This is a genomic window from Rhodanobacter koreensis, from assembly GCF_054782855.1.
Genome location: NZ_BAAGRR010000002.1, coordinates 675,352 through 688,783, shown reverse-complemented (window position 1 = coordinate 688,783; position 13,432 = coordinate 675,352). Strand labels below are relative to the sequence as shown.

General features: G+C 60.9%; 12 protein-coding genes. 4 read left to right on the top strand and 8 right to left on the bottom strand.

Annotation, left to right across the window (positions count from 1 at the left end):
- Positions 1–33: 33 nt before the first annotated feature.
- From bamB to ndk, 6 genes are all read right to left on the bottom strand, one after another.
- On the bottom strand, positions 34–1,245 hold the full coding sequence (bamB, locus tag ACYVKM_RS08985) for an outer membrane protein assembly factor BamB (protein ID WP_460877255.1): 1,212 nt from the start codon (positions 1,243–1,245) through the stop codon (positions 34–36).
- Positions 1,242–1,892, bottom strand: a complete 651-nt coding sequence (locus ACYVKM_RS08980) for a YfgM family protein (protein ID WP_460877254.1) — start codon at positions 1,890–1,892, stop codon at positions 1,242–1,244. The genes bamB and ACYVKM_RS08980 overlap by 4 nt, the downstream gene beginning before the upstream one ends.
- Before the next feature lie 149 nt (positions 1,893–2,041).
- Positions 2,042–3,058, bottom strand: coding sequence for a helix-turn-helix domain-containing protein (locus ACYVKM_RS08975; protein WP_460877253.1), 1,017 nt, complete (start codon positions 3,056–3,058; stop codon positions 2,042–2,044).
- Complete coding sequence (pilW, locus tag ACYVKM_RS08970; RefSeq protein ID WP_460877252.1) at positions 3,055–3,846, bottom strand: type IV pilus biogenesis/stability protein PilW; 792 nt, start codon at positions 3,844–3,846, stop codon at positions 3,055–3,057. The genes ACYVKM_RS08975 and pilW overlap by 4 nt, the downstream gene beginning before the upstream one ends.
- A complete protein-coding gene (rlmN, locus tag ACYVKM_RS08965; RefSeq protein ID WP_460877251.1) occupies positions 3,836–4,969 on the bottom strand; it encodes a dual-specificity RNA methyltransferase RlmN in 1,134 nt (377 codons plus the stop codon). The genes pilW and rlmN overlap by 11 nt, the downstream gene beginning before the upstream one ends.
- Positions 4,970–4,996: 27 nt before the next feature.
- Positions 4,997–5,422: a nucleoside-diphosphate kinase gene (gene ndk / locus ACYVKM_RS08960; RefSeq protein WP_460877250.1), complete on the bottom strand. Its 426-nt coding sequence runs from the start codon at positions 5,420–5,422 to the stop codon at positions 4,997–4,999.
- A 223-nt stretch (positions 5,423–5,645) separates the two neighbouring features.
- On the opposite strand from ndk, the gene ACYVKM_RS08955 reads away from it, so the two are divergent.
- The 3 genes from ACYVKM_RS08955 (at position 5,646) to ACYVKM_RS08945 (ending at position 10,080) form a co-directional block, all read left to right on the top strand.
- Positions 5,646–6,272 carry a TetR/AcrR family transcriptional regulator gene (locus ACYVKM_RS08955; RefSeq protein ID WP_460877249.1) on the top strand — a complete coding sequence of 209 codons (627 nt, stop codon included), beginning with the start codon at positions 5,646–5,648 and terminating at the stop codon, positions 6,270–6,272.
- Positions 6,273–6,348: 76 nt separating this feature from the next.
- On the top strand, positions 6,349–8,736 hold the full coding sequence (locus ACYVKM_RS08950; RefSeq protein WP_460877248.1) for a 3-hydroxyacyl-CoA dehydrogenase/enoyl-CoA hydratase family protein: 2,388 nt from the start codon (positions 6,349–6,351) through the stop codon (positions 8,734–8,736).
- Between the two features lie 138 nt (positions 8,737–8,874).
- Positions 8,875–10,080, top strand: coding sequence for an acetyl-CoA C-acyltransferase (locus ACYVKM_RS08945; RefSeq protein WP_460877247.1), 1,206 nt, complete (start codon positions 8,875–8,877; stop codon positions 10,078–10,080).
- Positions 10,081–10,216: 136 nt separating this feature from the next.
- On the opposite strand, the gene ACYVKM_RS08940 is transcribed toward ACYVKM_RS08945, so the two are convergent.
- Both ACYVKM_RS08940 and ACYVKM_RS08935 read right to left on the bottom strand, forming a co-directional pair.
- Positions 10,217–11,785: a DUF6119 family protein gene (locus tag ACYVKM_RS08940; protein WP_460877246.1), complete on the bottom strand. Its 1,569-nt coding sequence runs from the start codon at positions 11,783–11,785 to the stop codon at positions 10,217–10,219.
- Positions 11,786–11,839: 54 nt separating this feature from the next.
- A complete protein-coding gene (locus ACYVKM_RS08935) occupies positions 11,840–12,454 on the bottom strand; it encodes a hypothetical protein (protein WP_460877245.1) in 615 nt (204 codons plus the stop codon).
- Positions 12,455–12,710: 256 nt separating this feature from the next.
- Between ACYVKM_RS08935 and ACYVKM_RS08930 the strand changes: the two genes are divergently transcribed.
- Positions 12,711–13,406, top strand: a complete 696-nt coding sequence (locus ACYVKM_RS08930; RefSeq protein ID WP_460877244.1) for an alpha/beta hydrolase — start codon at positions 12,711–12,713, stop codon at positions 13,404–13,406.
- The last annotated feature ends 26 nt before the right edge of the window (positions 13,407–13,432 follow it).

The window sequence follows — 13,432 nt, the reverse complement described above, 5'->3', positions numbered from 1 at the left end:
GGAAAACATGATTCCTTGCGATCGACGCAGCGATCAATGAGCCGAGAGACGGTAAGCGCCGATATGGCCCTTCACGTCCTCGACATAGACGATATCGCCCACGACCAGCGGCTGGGCGCGGATCGCCTTCTTCGAAAACCGCTCGCGGGCGGCCAGCGCACCGTCGCCGGTCTGCAGCCAGTGCACGTAGCCTTCCATGTCACCGACCACGACGTAGTTGCCCTGCACGGCCGGGCCGGTAAGCCAGCGGTACTTCAGGTCATCATTCTTCCAGGTGTCGGCGCCGCTGCTCTTGTCGAACGCCCACACCTGCGAATCCTCATTGACGCCATACAGCGCATTGCCGCCGAGAGCCAACGAATCGAAGGTGGAGAACGGATGTCCCCACAATGGCCGGCCGCTGGGACCGTCCACCGCCAGCAGATTGCCGTGATAAGCCGCGGCATACAGCGTGCTGCCTTCGAGCAGGATCGAGCCATCGGCGTCATTCAGTCGCTCGATGTCGGTGCGGCCATTGCCGCTGGCCAGCTTCTGTTCCCACAGTTTCGCGCCGTTATCCTGGCGCAAGGCAACCAGCTTGCCGTCGTCGCTGCCGAAGAACACCACGCCATTGGCTGTCAGCAGGCCGCCATTGCCGCGCAGGCTGAGCAGCGGCACATTGCCCTGGTCGTACACCCAGCGCCGCTTGCCAGTTGCCCGGTCCAGCCCGTAGATACGGCCGTCCTCGGTGCGAACCAGCACAAGGTCACCTGAAATCGCCGGCGATGCCAGCACTTCGCCAGCCAGTTCGGCATCCCAGCGGGGACTGCCGTCTTTGGCACTCACGCCATACACATGACCGTCAAGCGTACCGACTGCCAGCAGATCGCCATCAACCACGGGGCCGCCGGCATACATGGCGTCCTGGCGCTTCTTGTCACCCCAGCCGAACCAGCCGTGGGTGCGCGTGCTCTTCGACCACAGTGTCTTGCCACTGGTGGCATCGATGGCTGCCAGCTTGCCATCCGTGCTGTCAGCGTAAAGCACGCCATCGACCACGGTCGGGCGCAGGCGGGCGCCGCTCTTGCCGGCACCATCGCCTATGCGAGTGCTCCACAGCTTGGTGACCTGCACGGTGGGCTTGAAGTCCTTCGCCAACGGGGTCGGCGGCTGGACATTTTCCTTCTTGAACGAATGGCAACCGGCAAGCGCCACCAATGAAGTCAGAGAGATCAGCAAGACGCGCTTCATCATTTCAGGTTTCATGCACCCTGCTTCCCGGCCGCAGCCAAATCATCAAGTTTCATCTGCAAGGCACCGCGTTGCGGTGCTTCCTCGCTCAGCGCCGACAAGGCTGTCCGATAGGCCTTGCGCGCATCATCTGAACGCCCAAGCTTGACCAGCACATCGCCGCGGAGTTCCTGTGCCAGGCCCTGAAAATCATTGGCCGGTATGCGATCGAGCGTGGTCAGCGCGGCTGCGCCGTTGCCGCTGGCCAGTTCCACCTGCGCAATACGCAGCTGGGTCAATGACTTCAATGCAGGCGCACCGGCGTGACCCTCGGCCCACGCCAGCGAGATCTCCGCCTTGTCGAACTGCTTGTCCTGTACCTGCTGCCTGGCGCGGTCGCTGACGGCGAATACGGCATATGGCGACTCGGCGTAATCCGTCATCAACTTGTCGGTGAGTTGCGCGGCTATGTCCTGCTTGCCGGACGCCATGGCAATCTGCACCTGCTGATACAACTGTGCAGCCTGCGCCTGGTGGTTTGCCTGGTGATTGCGCCAGTGCTGCCAGCCGAAGATGCCGACCAGACCGATGGCGACACCGACAATGATCGACAGGCCATTCTCGCGCAGCCACTTCTGAACCAGTTCGCTTTGTTCGTACTTGTCGTATTCTTCAAACGCCATGCAATCACCATTCAGAGGGCCGCGCACCCGCAGGCGCGTGCATAGGCCAGCGCGATAAAAGGGAAAAGCCGATCACGTCCGTTCGGCAACCGAACGGACAGTGGGCAAGCATAACCGAAATGGATTGTCCGCAGCGGACGAAACAGCAATCAGAGGCCGGCTGCAGAGGCCTTGCCGTCCTGTACCCGCACGCGGAAACGCGCCACGTTGGCACGCCGGAAATCATCAAGCCCGACCGGCTGGCCATCGATGCTGACCTGTGCGCCACTGGCATTGCCGATGCGCACATCCAGTGGCTGGTCGCTGTGATAAACCTTGTTGCTGCCCGCAGGGAGCAGGCCGTATTCCAGCCGTGAACCATCAGCACCGACCACTTCGACCCAGCTGGCCGCGCTCAGGTTCAGGCTCACACTGTGACTGCCGGTACCGGTACCGGCATCGACTGCCGGCGCAGGTGGAGGAACCACGGCGGCCGGCTGGCTGTTGCTGTCCAGATTCGGAAACGGCGCCATCGAGGCCATCAGCGGCTGTGGCTGCTCCTGTGTCGTTGCAACGGTCGCTTTCGGCGGTGCTGCCACAGTCACGGCACTGCGGGCCGGGCCAGCAGGCGTCGGGTTGACGGTCGTTCCCGGTGCATCCTGCTGGGCCACCGGCGTCGAATCCAGCGGTGCAAAATGACTCAGGTCGCGATCCAGCGTGCTGCGCACACCGAACCAGATCGTCGGTACGGCAATCACCAGGGTGAGTACCACGTAGGTAGCCACCGTGGCGTAGTGATCCAGCAGGAAGCGCGAGTGCGAAATACCGCCGGTGGCAACCAGCGGTAACTCGACCTGCTTGATGCGATCGAGTTCAACCTGGATCGACGCCTGGTTGATGCCGAGAAAGCTGCCGTACTTGCCGATGTAGCTGGCGAGATAGACCTTCGAATCGATGCCGTCGCAACTGCCCTGCTCGAGCTGGCGCAGCACCCGGGCCGGCAGCTTCAGGGTATGCGCACACGTTTCCAGATCCAGTCCACGCGCTTCACGCGCCGCATGCAGTCGATTGCCGAAACTGACAGCATGGGACTCTGCGACTGGCACATCCATGTTGAGCAGATTGATACCGAACAGATCGGGCTCACCCGAACCCTGTTCAGACGGGGTTGGCTGCATCGAAGTCATGGGCTGGCAGTGGAAGAGTTGAGTGCATGTGCCTGCTCCGAATCCGGGAACTGGCTCTGCAACCGCTTGTTATAGGTCTGGGCACCGTCCAGGTTGCCCAAATGTGATTCGACATCGTAACCGAGCTTGAGCGATGCCGCCGTCGGCTTGCCCAGCGCGTCGAAACGCTGGAGGAAGGCCCGGGCCCGGAACGCATCATTGTGCACGTAAAGCGTGTTCGCAAGCTGAAAGAGTGCCTCTGCATTGCCCGGATTTCGCGCGATGGCGTCACGAAAACTCGCTTCGGCCCCGGCAACATCGCTCGCCCGCAGCTGGCAGACACCCTCGTTTGTCAGCGCCACATCCGGGGTCTGGTAGAACGGGTCGGCAACCGCCTTGCGGAAATACTGGTCGGCTTCGGCAACCTTGCCGGTGTGGCACAGGAACACCCCGAGGTTGTTGTTCGGGTCACCCTTGGCCGGCTCCAGCTCGACCGCCTTGCGGTAATGCACCTCGGCCTCGGGAAGGTTGTTGATCTTTTCGTACAGCACCGCGATCACGGTATGCGCCGGGGCATAGTTGGGATCGAACTTCAGCGCCATGGTCAGCTTTTCCAGCGCCGTCTGCGTATCGCCATTGGCCATGTAGCGCTGGCCCAGTTCGGTATGCACGCGTGCCGCATCCAGCGCCTGCTGGCTCTTGCTGGTCTTCGGGATGCTCTTGGTGAGCGAGTTGCTGTCGGTGTGCGTGGTGACACACCCGGCCAGCGGCAACAACAGGGAGAAGATCAGTGCACGCTCAAATCGCATGGATGGCTTCCTCGTCCTGCCGTTTGCGGATATCGGCGCTGCGACGGGTGCGATCGGTCACCTGCCCGGCCAGCTGGCCGCAGGCGGCATCGATATCGTCACCGCGGGTACGCCGCAGCATGGTCAGCACGCCGGCGTTCAGCAGCTGTGTCTGGAAGTCGCGAATGTCGCTCGCGTCCGAGCGCTCGAAGCGGGTGCCGGGGAATGGGTTGAACGGAATCAGGTTGACCTTGCAGGTTGGCAGCTTGCGCATCAACTTGATCAGCTGACGGGCATGCTCCGGCTGGTCGTTGACACCCTTCATCAAGGTGTACTCGAAGGTGATCGAGGTGCGTGGCTTGCGCGCGACCCAGCGCTGGCAGGCAGCGATCAGGTCCGCAATCGGGTAGCGCTTGTTGAGGGGAACCAGTTCGGTGCGCAGATCGTCATTCGCAGCGTGCAGAGACACCGCCAGTGACACGTCGATCGCATCCGACAGCTGGTCGATCAGCGGGACCATGCCGGCGGTGGACAGCGTGACGCGCTTGGCGGCCAGGCCGAAGCCGAGGTCGTCGCGCATCAGGCGCATCGCCTTGACCACATTCTCGAAGTTGGCCAGCGGCTCGCCCATACCCATCATCACCACGTTGGTGATGCGACGGTTCTGGTGGGTGACATTGCCCAGGTACTTCGCCGCCACCCACACCTGGCCGATGATCTCGGCGGTGGACAGGTTGCGATTGAAGCCCTGCGCGCCGGTCGAGCAGAACTGGCAGTTCAGCGCGCAACCGATCTGCGAGGAGACGCACAAGGTGCCCCGGGTCGGCTCGGGGATGTACACGGTCTCGACCGCGTTGCCCTTGTCCATGCCCAGCAGCCACTTGTGCGTACCGTCATTGGCCGCCTTGTCCAGCAGTGTATTTGGCCGCCCGACGTAGCAGACCTCGGTGAGCTTGGCGCGCAGCGCCTTGCCCACGTCGGTCATGTTTTCGAAGTTGTCTTCCAGGTCGTGGTAGATCCACTTCATCACCTGCTCGGCGCGATACGGCTTCTCACCGATCTGCGTGAAGAAATCACGCAGACCCTGGCGATCGAAGTCGAGCAGATTGACTTTGGCTTGTGGATTTACAGCAACCTGATTCACAACTCATGCCTCACAACATTGAATCGCTCAGCGCGAAAGCACATCCGTTGCAGCGAAGAAATAGGCAATCTCCACCTTGGCCGTATCGATCGCATCGGAGCCATGCACGGCATTGGCGTCGATGGAATCGGCGAAGTCGGCGCGGATCGTGCCCGGCGCGGCTTCCTTCGGATTGGTGGCACCCATCAAGTCACGATGCGCGAGCACGGCGTTCTCGCCTTCCAGCGCCGAGATCATCACCGGACCGGAAATCATGAACTCGACCAGCGCACTGAAGAACGGACGCTCGCGATGCACCGCATAGAAACCTTCGGCTTCCTTGCGCGACAGCTGCTTCATCTTCGCAGCGATGACCTTCAGGCCAGCCTTCTCGAAACGGGCATAGATTTCACCGATGACGTTCTTGGCAACGGCGTCGGGCTTGATGATGGAAAGGGTGCGCTCCAGCGCCATACGGGTCTGCTCCGGGAAAACGGATTTAGGGAAAGGGATCGTGCCGGCCCCCGGCCGGCGTTGAGCTAAACCTGACAAGGATTGCGGATTTAGCTCATGAAAGTTTGACAGATTCTAACTCATACGGAAATAACTTGCCGTTTGCAACAAACGATCGTTTGACGGCCGTCACGCGGCCCGCGTATGCTCAAACGATCGTTTGAACCAGCCCGATGACCGACGCATGCCCCTGCTCGCAAACAGCTCCGCCTCGACCAAGGATCGGATACTCGGCGCCGCCGAAGTCCTGTTTGCCCAGCGTGGCTTTGACGGCGCCTCGTTGCGTCAGCTCACAGCCGCCGCCGGTGTCAACCTGGCCGCGGTCAACTACCACTTCGGCTCCAAGGAAAAACTCGTCGAACAGGTGTTCCGGCGCCGGCTGGACGCGCTGAATGCCCGCCGGCTGGAGGCGCTGGCGAAGGTCGCCGGCCATGCCGATACCACCCTGGAAGACGTGCTGGCCGCCTATATCCGCCCGGCGCTGGATCTGTCGCACGACGACAGCGGCGCGCTGTTCATGCGCGTGCTGGCGCGGGCGTTTGCCGAGCACGACGACACCCTGCGCCAGTTCCTGTCCGAGAACTACGGCCATGTGATCCGTCAGTTCACCACCGAGTTCGCCCGCCTGCTGCCGCATCTGGGCAAATCGGAGCTGTACTGGCGCATCGACCTGGTCACTGGCGCACTGACCCATGCGATGTCCGGCTTCGGCATGATCCAGCGCAAACATGACGTCAGCGAGCTGGCCCACCGCGAACAGACCGCCCAGCACCTGATCCGTTTCGCCGTCGCCGGCCTGAGTCACCCCTGATTCCTTTGTCACCGGCCGGCAACGGCCGTGCGGTTCCCTACCCCCAAGTTTCGTGTTCGCACCATCGGAGAAGCCAATGACCGCTGCATCCTCACCTACATCGGCACTACGCATCCGCAAGGCTGCCGTGCTGGGCGCCGGCGTCATGGGCGCGCAGATCGCCGCGCACCTGACCAACGCCGGCGTCGAGACCGTGCTGTTCGACCTGCCGGCAAAAGAAGGCCCGAAAAGTGGCATCGCGCTCAAGGCCATCGCGAATCTCCTCAAACTTTCCCCGGCGCCGCTGGCCGACAAGAACTTCGCCGCCGCGATCATCCCGGCCAACTACGACGAGGACATGGGGCATCTGAAGGATGTCGACCTGGTGATCGAGGCGATCGCCGAGCGGATGGACTGGAAGCTGGACCTGTACAAGAAGATCGCTCCATATCTGTCGAAGACCGCGATCCTTGCCTCCAACACCTCGGGCCTGTCGATCAACGGCCTCGCCGAAGCGCTGCCGGAAGAAATGCGCCACCGCTTCACCGGCGTGCACTTCTTCAACCCGCCGCGCTACATGCACCTGGTCGAACTGATCCCGACCAAGCTCACCGATCCGGCCGTGATCGAGGGCCTCGAGGCCTTCCTGGTCACCACCGTCGGCAAGGGCGTGGTGATCGCCAAGGACACCCCGAACTTCATCGGCAACCGCATCGGCGTGTTCTCGATGCTCTCGGCGATGTACCACACCGATCAGTTCAAGCTCGGCTTCGACACCGTCGACGCGCTGACCGGACCGGCGCTGGGCAGGCCGAAGAGCGCCACCTATCGCACGGCGGATGTGGTCGGCCTGGACACCATGGCGCACGTGATCAAGACCATGGCCGACACCCTGCCCGACGATCCGTGGCACGCGTACTTCAAGGCGCCGGCGTGGCTCAGCGGCCTGATCGACCAGGGCGCGCTCGGCCAGAAGACCGGCGCCGGCTTCTACAAGAAGGCCGGCAAGGACATCGTGGTGCTCGATCCGGCCGCGAAGGATTACCGCGCATCGGAGCAGAAGCCCTCCGACGAAGTCGCCGCGATCCTGGCGATCAAGGATCCGGCCGAGAAGTTCGGCAAGCTGCGCGCGTCCAGCGACCCGCAGGCACAGTTCCTGTGGGCCAGCTTCCGCGACCTGTTCCACTACACCGCCTATCACCTGGCCGATATCGCCGACACCGCACGCGACGTGGATTTCGCGATCCGCTGGGGCTACGGCTGGAAGCTCGGCCCGTTCGAGACCTGGCAGGCCGCCGGCTGGCAGCAGATCGCCAACTGGATCAACGAGGACATCGCCGCCGGCAAGGCCATGAGCAAGGCACCGCTGCCGGCCTGGGTCACCGATGGCCGCAAGGGCGTCCATGGCAAGGGCGGTTCGTACTCCGCCAGTGCGAATGCCGACAAGCCGCGTTCGCAGCATCCCGTGTACAAACGCCAGTTGTTCCCCGATCCGCTGATCGGCGAGAAGTTCGACCAGGGCACCACAGTGTGGGAGAACGACAGCGTGCGCCTGTGGACGCTGGGCGACGACGGCGTCGGCATCCTCTCGTTCAAGACCAAGATGAACACCGTCAACGACTTCGTGCTCGACGGCGTGCAGCATGCGATCAAGCTGGCCGAGGAGAAACTCAAGGCGGTGGTGATCTGGCAGACCGGCGAGCCGTTCTCCGCCGGCGCGGATCTCAAGGGCGCGCTCGGCCTGCTGCAGGCCGGCAAGATCGCCGACTTCGAGAAGATGGTGGAGAACTTCCAGCGCACCAGCATGGCGATCAAGTACTCGCTGGTGCCGGTGGTGTCCGCCGTGCGCGGCATGGCCTTCGGCGGCGGCTGCGAGTTCCAGATGCATTCGGCACGCACCGTGGCGGCGCTGGAAAGCTACATCGGCCTGGTCGAAGCCGGCGTCGGCCTGCTGCCGGCTGGCGGCGGCCTGCATGAGCTGGCCGTGCGCGCCGCCAGGGCAAACCCGGCCGACCCGTTCGAGGAACTGAAGAAGGTGTTCGAGACCGTGGCGATGGCCAAGGTGTCCGCCAGCGCCTTCGAGGCGAAGAACCTGGGCCTGCTGCGCGACAGCGACGTGGTGGTGTTCAACGCCTACGAGCTGCTCTACGTGGCCAAGCAGGTGGCCAACGCACTGGCCGAAAGCGGCTACCGTCCACCGCTGCCGGCCCGTGCCATCCCGGTTGCCGGCGACGTCGGCACTGCCACGTTCAAGGCCTCGCTGGCCAACCTGCAGGCGGGCTACTTCGCCTCCGAGCACGACGTGGACATCGCCACGCGCATCGCTGACACCTTGTGCGGCGGCGTGATCGAGCGCGGCTCGACGGTCGACGAGGAATGGCTGCTGGCGCTGGAACGCAAGCATTTCGTGGAACTGGCGCAGACCGAGAAAACCCAGGCCCGCATCGCCCACACCATGACCACCGGCAAGCCGCTCAGGAACTGAAACGTCGTCACCCCAGCGCAAGCTGGGGTCCAGCGACTTCGACCCACGACAACGACACTGGATCCCGGCCTACGCCGGGATGACGATCAAAAACTGAAAGCGTCGCTGCTTCACGCGCGACGCCACGGAGCAAATCCCATGACCAAGCAAGTGCAAGACGCCTACATCGTCGCCGCCACCCGCACCCCGGTCGGCAAGGCGCCGCGCGGCGTATTCCGCAACACCCGCCCGGACGACATGCTCGCCCACGTCATCAAGGCGGTGATGGCGCAGTACCCCGGCATCGACCCGCACCGCATCGGCGACGCCATCATCGGCTGCGCCATGCCCGAGGCCGAGCAAGGCATGAACGTGGCACGCATCGGCGTGCTGCTGGCCGGCCTGCCCGACACCGTGCCCGGCGTCACCATCAACCGCTTCTGCTCGTCCGGCCTGCAGGCCGTGGCGATGGCCGCCGATCGCATCCGCCTTGGCGAGGACGACCTGATGCTCGCCGGCGGCACCGAGAGCATGAGCATGGTGCCGATGATGGGCCACAAGATCGCGATGAACCCCGCGATCTTCAGCAACGAGCACATCGGCATCGCCTACGGCATGGGCATCACCGCCGAGAACGTGGCCAAGCAGTGGAAGGTCAGTCGCGAACAGCAGGACACGTTCGCGGTGGAAAGCCACCGCCGCGCGCTGGCCGCCCAGGCCGCCGGCGAGTTCAACGACGAGATCAGCCCGTTCGCGCTGGACGACCATTACCCCAACCTCGCTACCCGCGGCATCGTCACCGACAGCCGCAGCATCGGCACCGACGAAGGCCCGCGCGCCGGCACCACGCTCGAGGTGCTGAGCAAGCTCAAGACCGTGTTCCGCAACGGCCAGTTCGGCGGCACCGTCACCGCCGGCAACTCCTCGCAGATGTCCGACGGCGCCGGCGCCGTGCTGCTCGCCAGCGAAAAGGCGATCAAGGAATACAACCTGCAGCCGCTGGCCCGCTTCGTCGGCTTCTCCGTCGCCGGCGTACGCCCGGAGATCATGGGCATCGGCCCGAAGGAAGCGATCCCCAAGGCCCTCAGGCAGACCGGCATCACCCAGGATCAGCTGGACTGGATCGAACTCAACGAAGCCTTCGCCGCCCAGGCGCTGGCCGTGATGGGCGACCTCAAGCTCGACCCGAGCAAGGTGAACCCGCTCGGCGGCGCCATCGCGCTGGGCCACCCGCTTGGGGCCACTGGCGCCGTCCGTATCGCCACGTTGGTGCATGGCCTGCGCCGCAGGAAGCAGAAGTACGGCATGGTGACGATGTGTATTGGCACGGGTATGGGCGCGGCGGGGATTTTCGAAGCGCTTTGATCGTCACCTAGGACAAACTAGAAACGGCGCCGTAGTGAAACGGCGCCGTTTTGCGTTCGCCCACCAGGTCAAATATCAAGGTGCGCTTTGGCAGGTGCTTATATCTTTGGGACCATGCGTTACCAGACACCTAAGTTCAGCTTAGATCCTCTCTTATTGCTAAATAAGTAGGCTTAAACCTCATTTCTCGCAACGCATCTGCACAAGATACAAATGCCAGTTTGGCGAAGAATGGTAACTTATCCTTGGTTGGTCCTCGCAAAACGACAAGAGCCACCTCATAGCCGTTCTCATTACAAGCCATATTCCATGAAAGAAGAAAGTCGCCATCCAAAACATCTGCAACCTTTTTCCTAAAATCTAAATCTCTGACAATGAGCTTTGCAGACACGAGCGCCTGTTGAAATAAGTGGCTCAACGACCCAGAGCTATCGCCCCACGGCTTAACGCAGATCAGCGCACAATTTTTGCTTAACAAATCACACACTTCAATTTTACTTCGGCCGTGTCCGTGAGGAATTAATTTTCTATCCAGACATAAGATCTCGCTACCAGATCCTGAGGCAGCTCTTTCGTTATAATCCTTTTCGATCTCCCTTAATTTTACGCCAGGCAAAATTAAAGTCGAATTTTCAATGTCTGCGACACGCCCATCTATTTCATCTACGTAATCTTTATTTAAGCAAAACCACTCACCGCCGTGAATAATGTATAGCTTGTCGCGATACGTCAGCGTCCCATGAACGCATTCATACAAACCCCAAGATCCTGCACTATGTCCATCAGAATTATATAAATAGACTTTCTCGCAATAAATATTTGACATCTTCAGAGGAGTGCTGCGCGACAAAAGAAATTCCATCGCAGCGTCGATTGTGAACTGGTACGCCACTGGACTGGCGCCTCTTTTTTTTCGCTCAAAGGAGACAATATCGTAAGCATCCCAATTTACCAAAGTCGGCATGCAAAGAACATATCCCGATGGGTTATGCACCAGGCCTTTCAATAGACTTGAGTACAAGCGCTTTATTATTTTTTCGTCTTTTATAGGAAATATATTATCAACCCATTTAAATCTTTTAGTGTAAGAGTCTTGATCATATACATTTAAACACTTTACGAGAAAACTATGCAGCCCTTCTTTTGACAGATCAACTGTCGCTTTAAAGCTATCCGATCCAGAGACAGAATCTCCGAATCCATGATTATCGTCAACCTGAGCACGTACGCCACGCAAAATATCTCTATATACGTCCATACCAAAACGACTAATATCATCGTTATCGGGAATTTGTTCGATTGCCTGAATCGTCTTCGTGGCTATACGATCGCGTCGAATTCCACGAAGTGCGTTTTCGGGACTAAGATTCAACACGCACCTTATACCAAAGTTACGGACAATCTTTGAACGGTCAATCTTTTGCCAGCCGTGACCAAAAGAAATTAAGAAACAGCGACTTCCTATCTTCGCAGTTAGAACACCTGTGGCTGATTGCACATCGAGTGCTTGCTGACTTTTGGCCAAGGTCGAAAGCTCTTCAAACCAATGAGGCTTTGAGGAATTAACCCCGTAGTAAAGCTCGCCATCAGACCCATCGCCCAGCGGAATGGCTAACACGGAGGACATTCCACTGACGTCAACAGCCTCTGTTGGCTCTGAAATAGACTGCGACAGAAGAAAGACGCTTATCGTCAGCTTGCCCATATTTGGATCCCTGTATGTGACTTTTCCATTGCAAAAAGGCGCGATTCGAAAAGCTTAGCGAAGTCCTTGGGCCTGCTGCGCCCGAAACACTCGCCTCACCTCCGGATCCAGCACATCCACCTGCCGCTTCTGCTGAAACATCGCCCGCTCCCCTGCCCCGAGCTGGCAATTCCGCGACAACGTATCCGCGCCTTCCGACGTCGTTGCCATCACGTCCTGCACGTTGACGACCACGCTCAACGTGTCGCCCAGCGGTTCCAGCGCGAGGCAGACGTTGTCGATGGTGGCCATGCTGCGGTACTGGCCACCGCCCACCATCACCAGAAGGTTGGCGTTGTCGATCCACACAGCGGATTGCACGCCTGGCAACGGGCGCACGGCTGCACGGGCGGCTTCGTGATCGATGCGGCGCGACGGGTCGGCCAGATGCGTGGAACGCATCATGTCCTTGTGCATTGCTTCGATATGAGCCTGCATGGCGTGTTGATCGCCGGTCAGACCTGCGACTTCGACACCGGCAATATGGCCGGCAGTAATGACTGGATTTGTCGGGCCAGCCTGTTGCGGCTGGCGCGCGGTTTGTACCGTGTTCCCGCCCGGCGCCTCGCTACAGTCTGTAGCGGCGACGCAAATGACGGCAGCGGCAATTAGCCAGCGTGGCATGGGCATCCCTTTCCCCCGAAAGTCCCTGCGAGCATAACGCAGCGGGCACGTGGCGGCGCAAGCAGGCTCTACCGAGTACCGGTGCGCTTTCGGATGCATGCAATGCCCAGCGCCGCTCGTTAACGCCAATCAAACCGCACCGAGCCTAAGGTTCCGGTTCTGCCTGTGCCTGTCAGGCACTGCGACAGATCTGCCCGGACGCTGATGCCGCTTCATCGTCCATCAGCCACGAGCCTTTGTGGTCCAACCAGAGGGTCATGCCATGTCGAACAAGCCAGCCATCATTCTCGTTCACGGTTTCTGGGGCGGAGCGGCACACTGGAGCAAGGTCATCGTCGAGCTGACCCGCAAGGGGTATGGCGACTTGTACGCGGTCGAGAATCCGCTGACTTCACTGGCCGACGATGCGGAGCGCACGCGCAAGATGATTGCGGCGCGGAAGGGGCCGGTGCTGCTGGTTGGCCACTCCTACGGTGGCGCGGTGATCACAGAGGCTGGCAATCAGCCCAATGTGGTCGGGTTGGTCTATATCGCCGCGTTTGCGCCCGATGCCGGCGAAAGCCCCGGTGCCATCAGTGCGAAACATCCTCCGCAGGCCTTTCCGAATCTCGCGCCGGATGACGATGGTTATCTCTGGGTCAAGCAGGACAAGTTCCATGAAAGCTTTTGCCAGGATCTCAGCGCCGATGAAGGCCTGGTCATGGCGGTAACCCAGAAGGCACCACTGGCCAGCACGTTCGGCAACGAGATCAGCGAACCGGCCTGGAAGCACAAGCCTTGCTGGTACCAGATTTCCAGCGAGGACCGGATGATCGCCCCGGAAAACGAGCAGTGGATGGCTGACCGGCTCAAGGCCCGAAAAGTCGTTACGCTCAAGGCCAGCCATGCCTCCTTGGCCTCCATGCCGCGCGACGTGGCTGCACTGATCGACGAAGCAGCCACGGCGACCAGCGTCTAGATCATGATGATGCCGGGGCGCTTCCG

Coding starts and splice junctions, on each gene's coding strand:
- bamB (WP_460877255.1), bottom strand. CDS start 1,245: ATGAAACCTGAAATGATGAAGCGCGTCTTGCTGATCTCTCTGACTTCA.
- ACYVKM_RS08980 (WP_460877254.1), bottom strand. CDS start 1,892: ATGGCGTTTGAAGAATACGACAAGTACGAACAAAGCGAACTGGTTCAG.
- ACYVKM_RS08975 (WP_460877253.1), bottom strand. CDS start 3,058: ATGACTTCGATGCAGCCAACCCCGTCTGAACAGGGTTCGGGTGAGCCC.
- pilW (WP_460877252.1), bottom strand. CDS start 3,846: ATGCGATTTGAGCGTGCACTGATCTTCTCCCTGTTGTTGCCGCTGGCC.
- ndk (WP_460877250.1), bottom strand. CDS start 5,422: ATGGCGCTGGAGCGCACCCTTTCCATCATCAAGCCCGACGCCGTTGCC.
- ACYVKM_RS08955 (WP_460877249.1), top strand. CDS start 5,646: ATGCCCCTGCTCGCAAACAGCTCCGCCTCGACCAAGGATCGGATACTC.
- ACYVKM_RS08950 (WP_460877248.1), top strand. CDS start 6,349: ATGACCGCTGCATCCTCACCTACATCGGCACTACGCATCCGCAAGGCT.
- ACYVKM_RS08945 (WP_460877247.1), top strand. CDS start 8,875: ATGACCAAGCAAGTGCAAGACGCCTACATCGTCGCCGCCACCCGCACC.
- ACYVKM_RS08940 (WP_460877246.1), bottom strand. CDS start 11,785: ATGGGCAAGCTGACGATAAGCGTCTTTCTTCTGTCGCAGTCTATTTCA.
- ACYVKM_RS08935 (WP_460877245.1), bottom strand. CDS start 12,454: ATGCCCATGCCACGCTGGCTAATTGCCGCTGCCGTCATTTGCGTCGCC.
- ACYVKM_RS08930 (WP_460877244.1), top strand. CDS start 12,711: ATGTCGAACAAGCCAGCCATCATTCTCGTTCACGGTTTCTGGGGCGGA.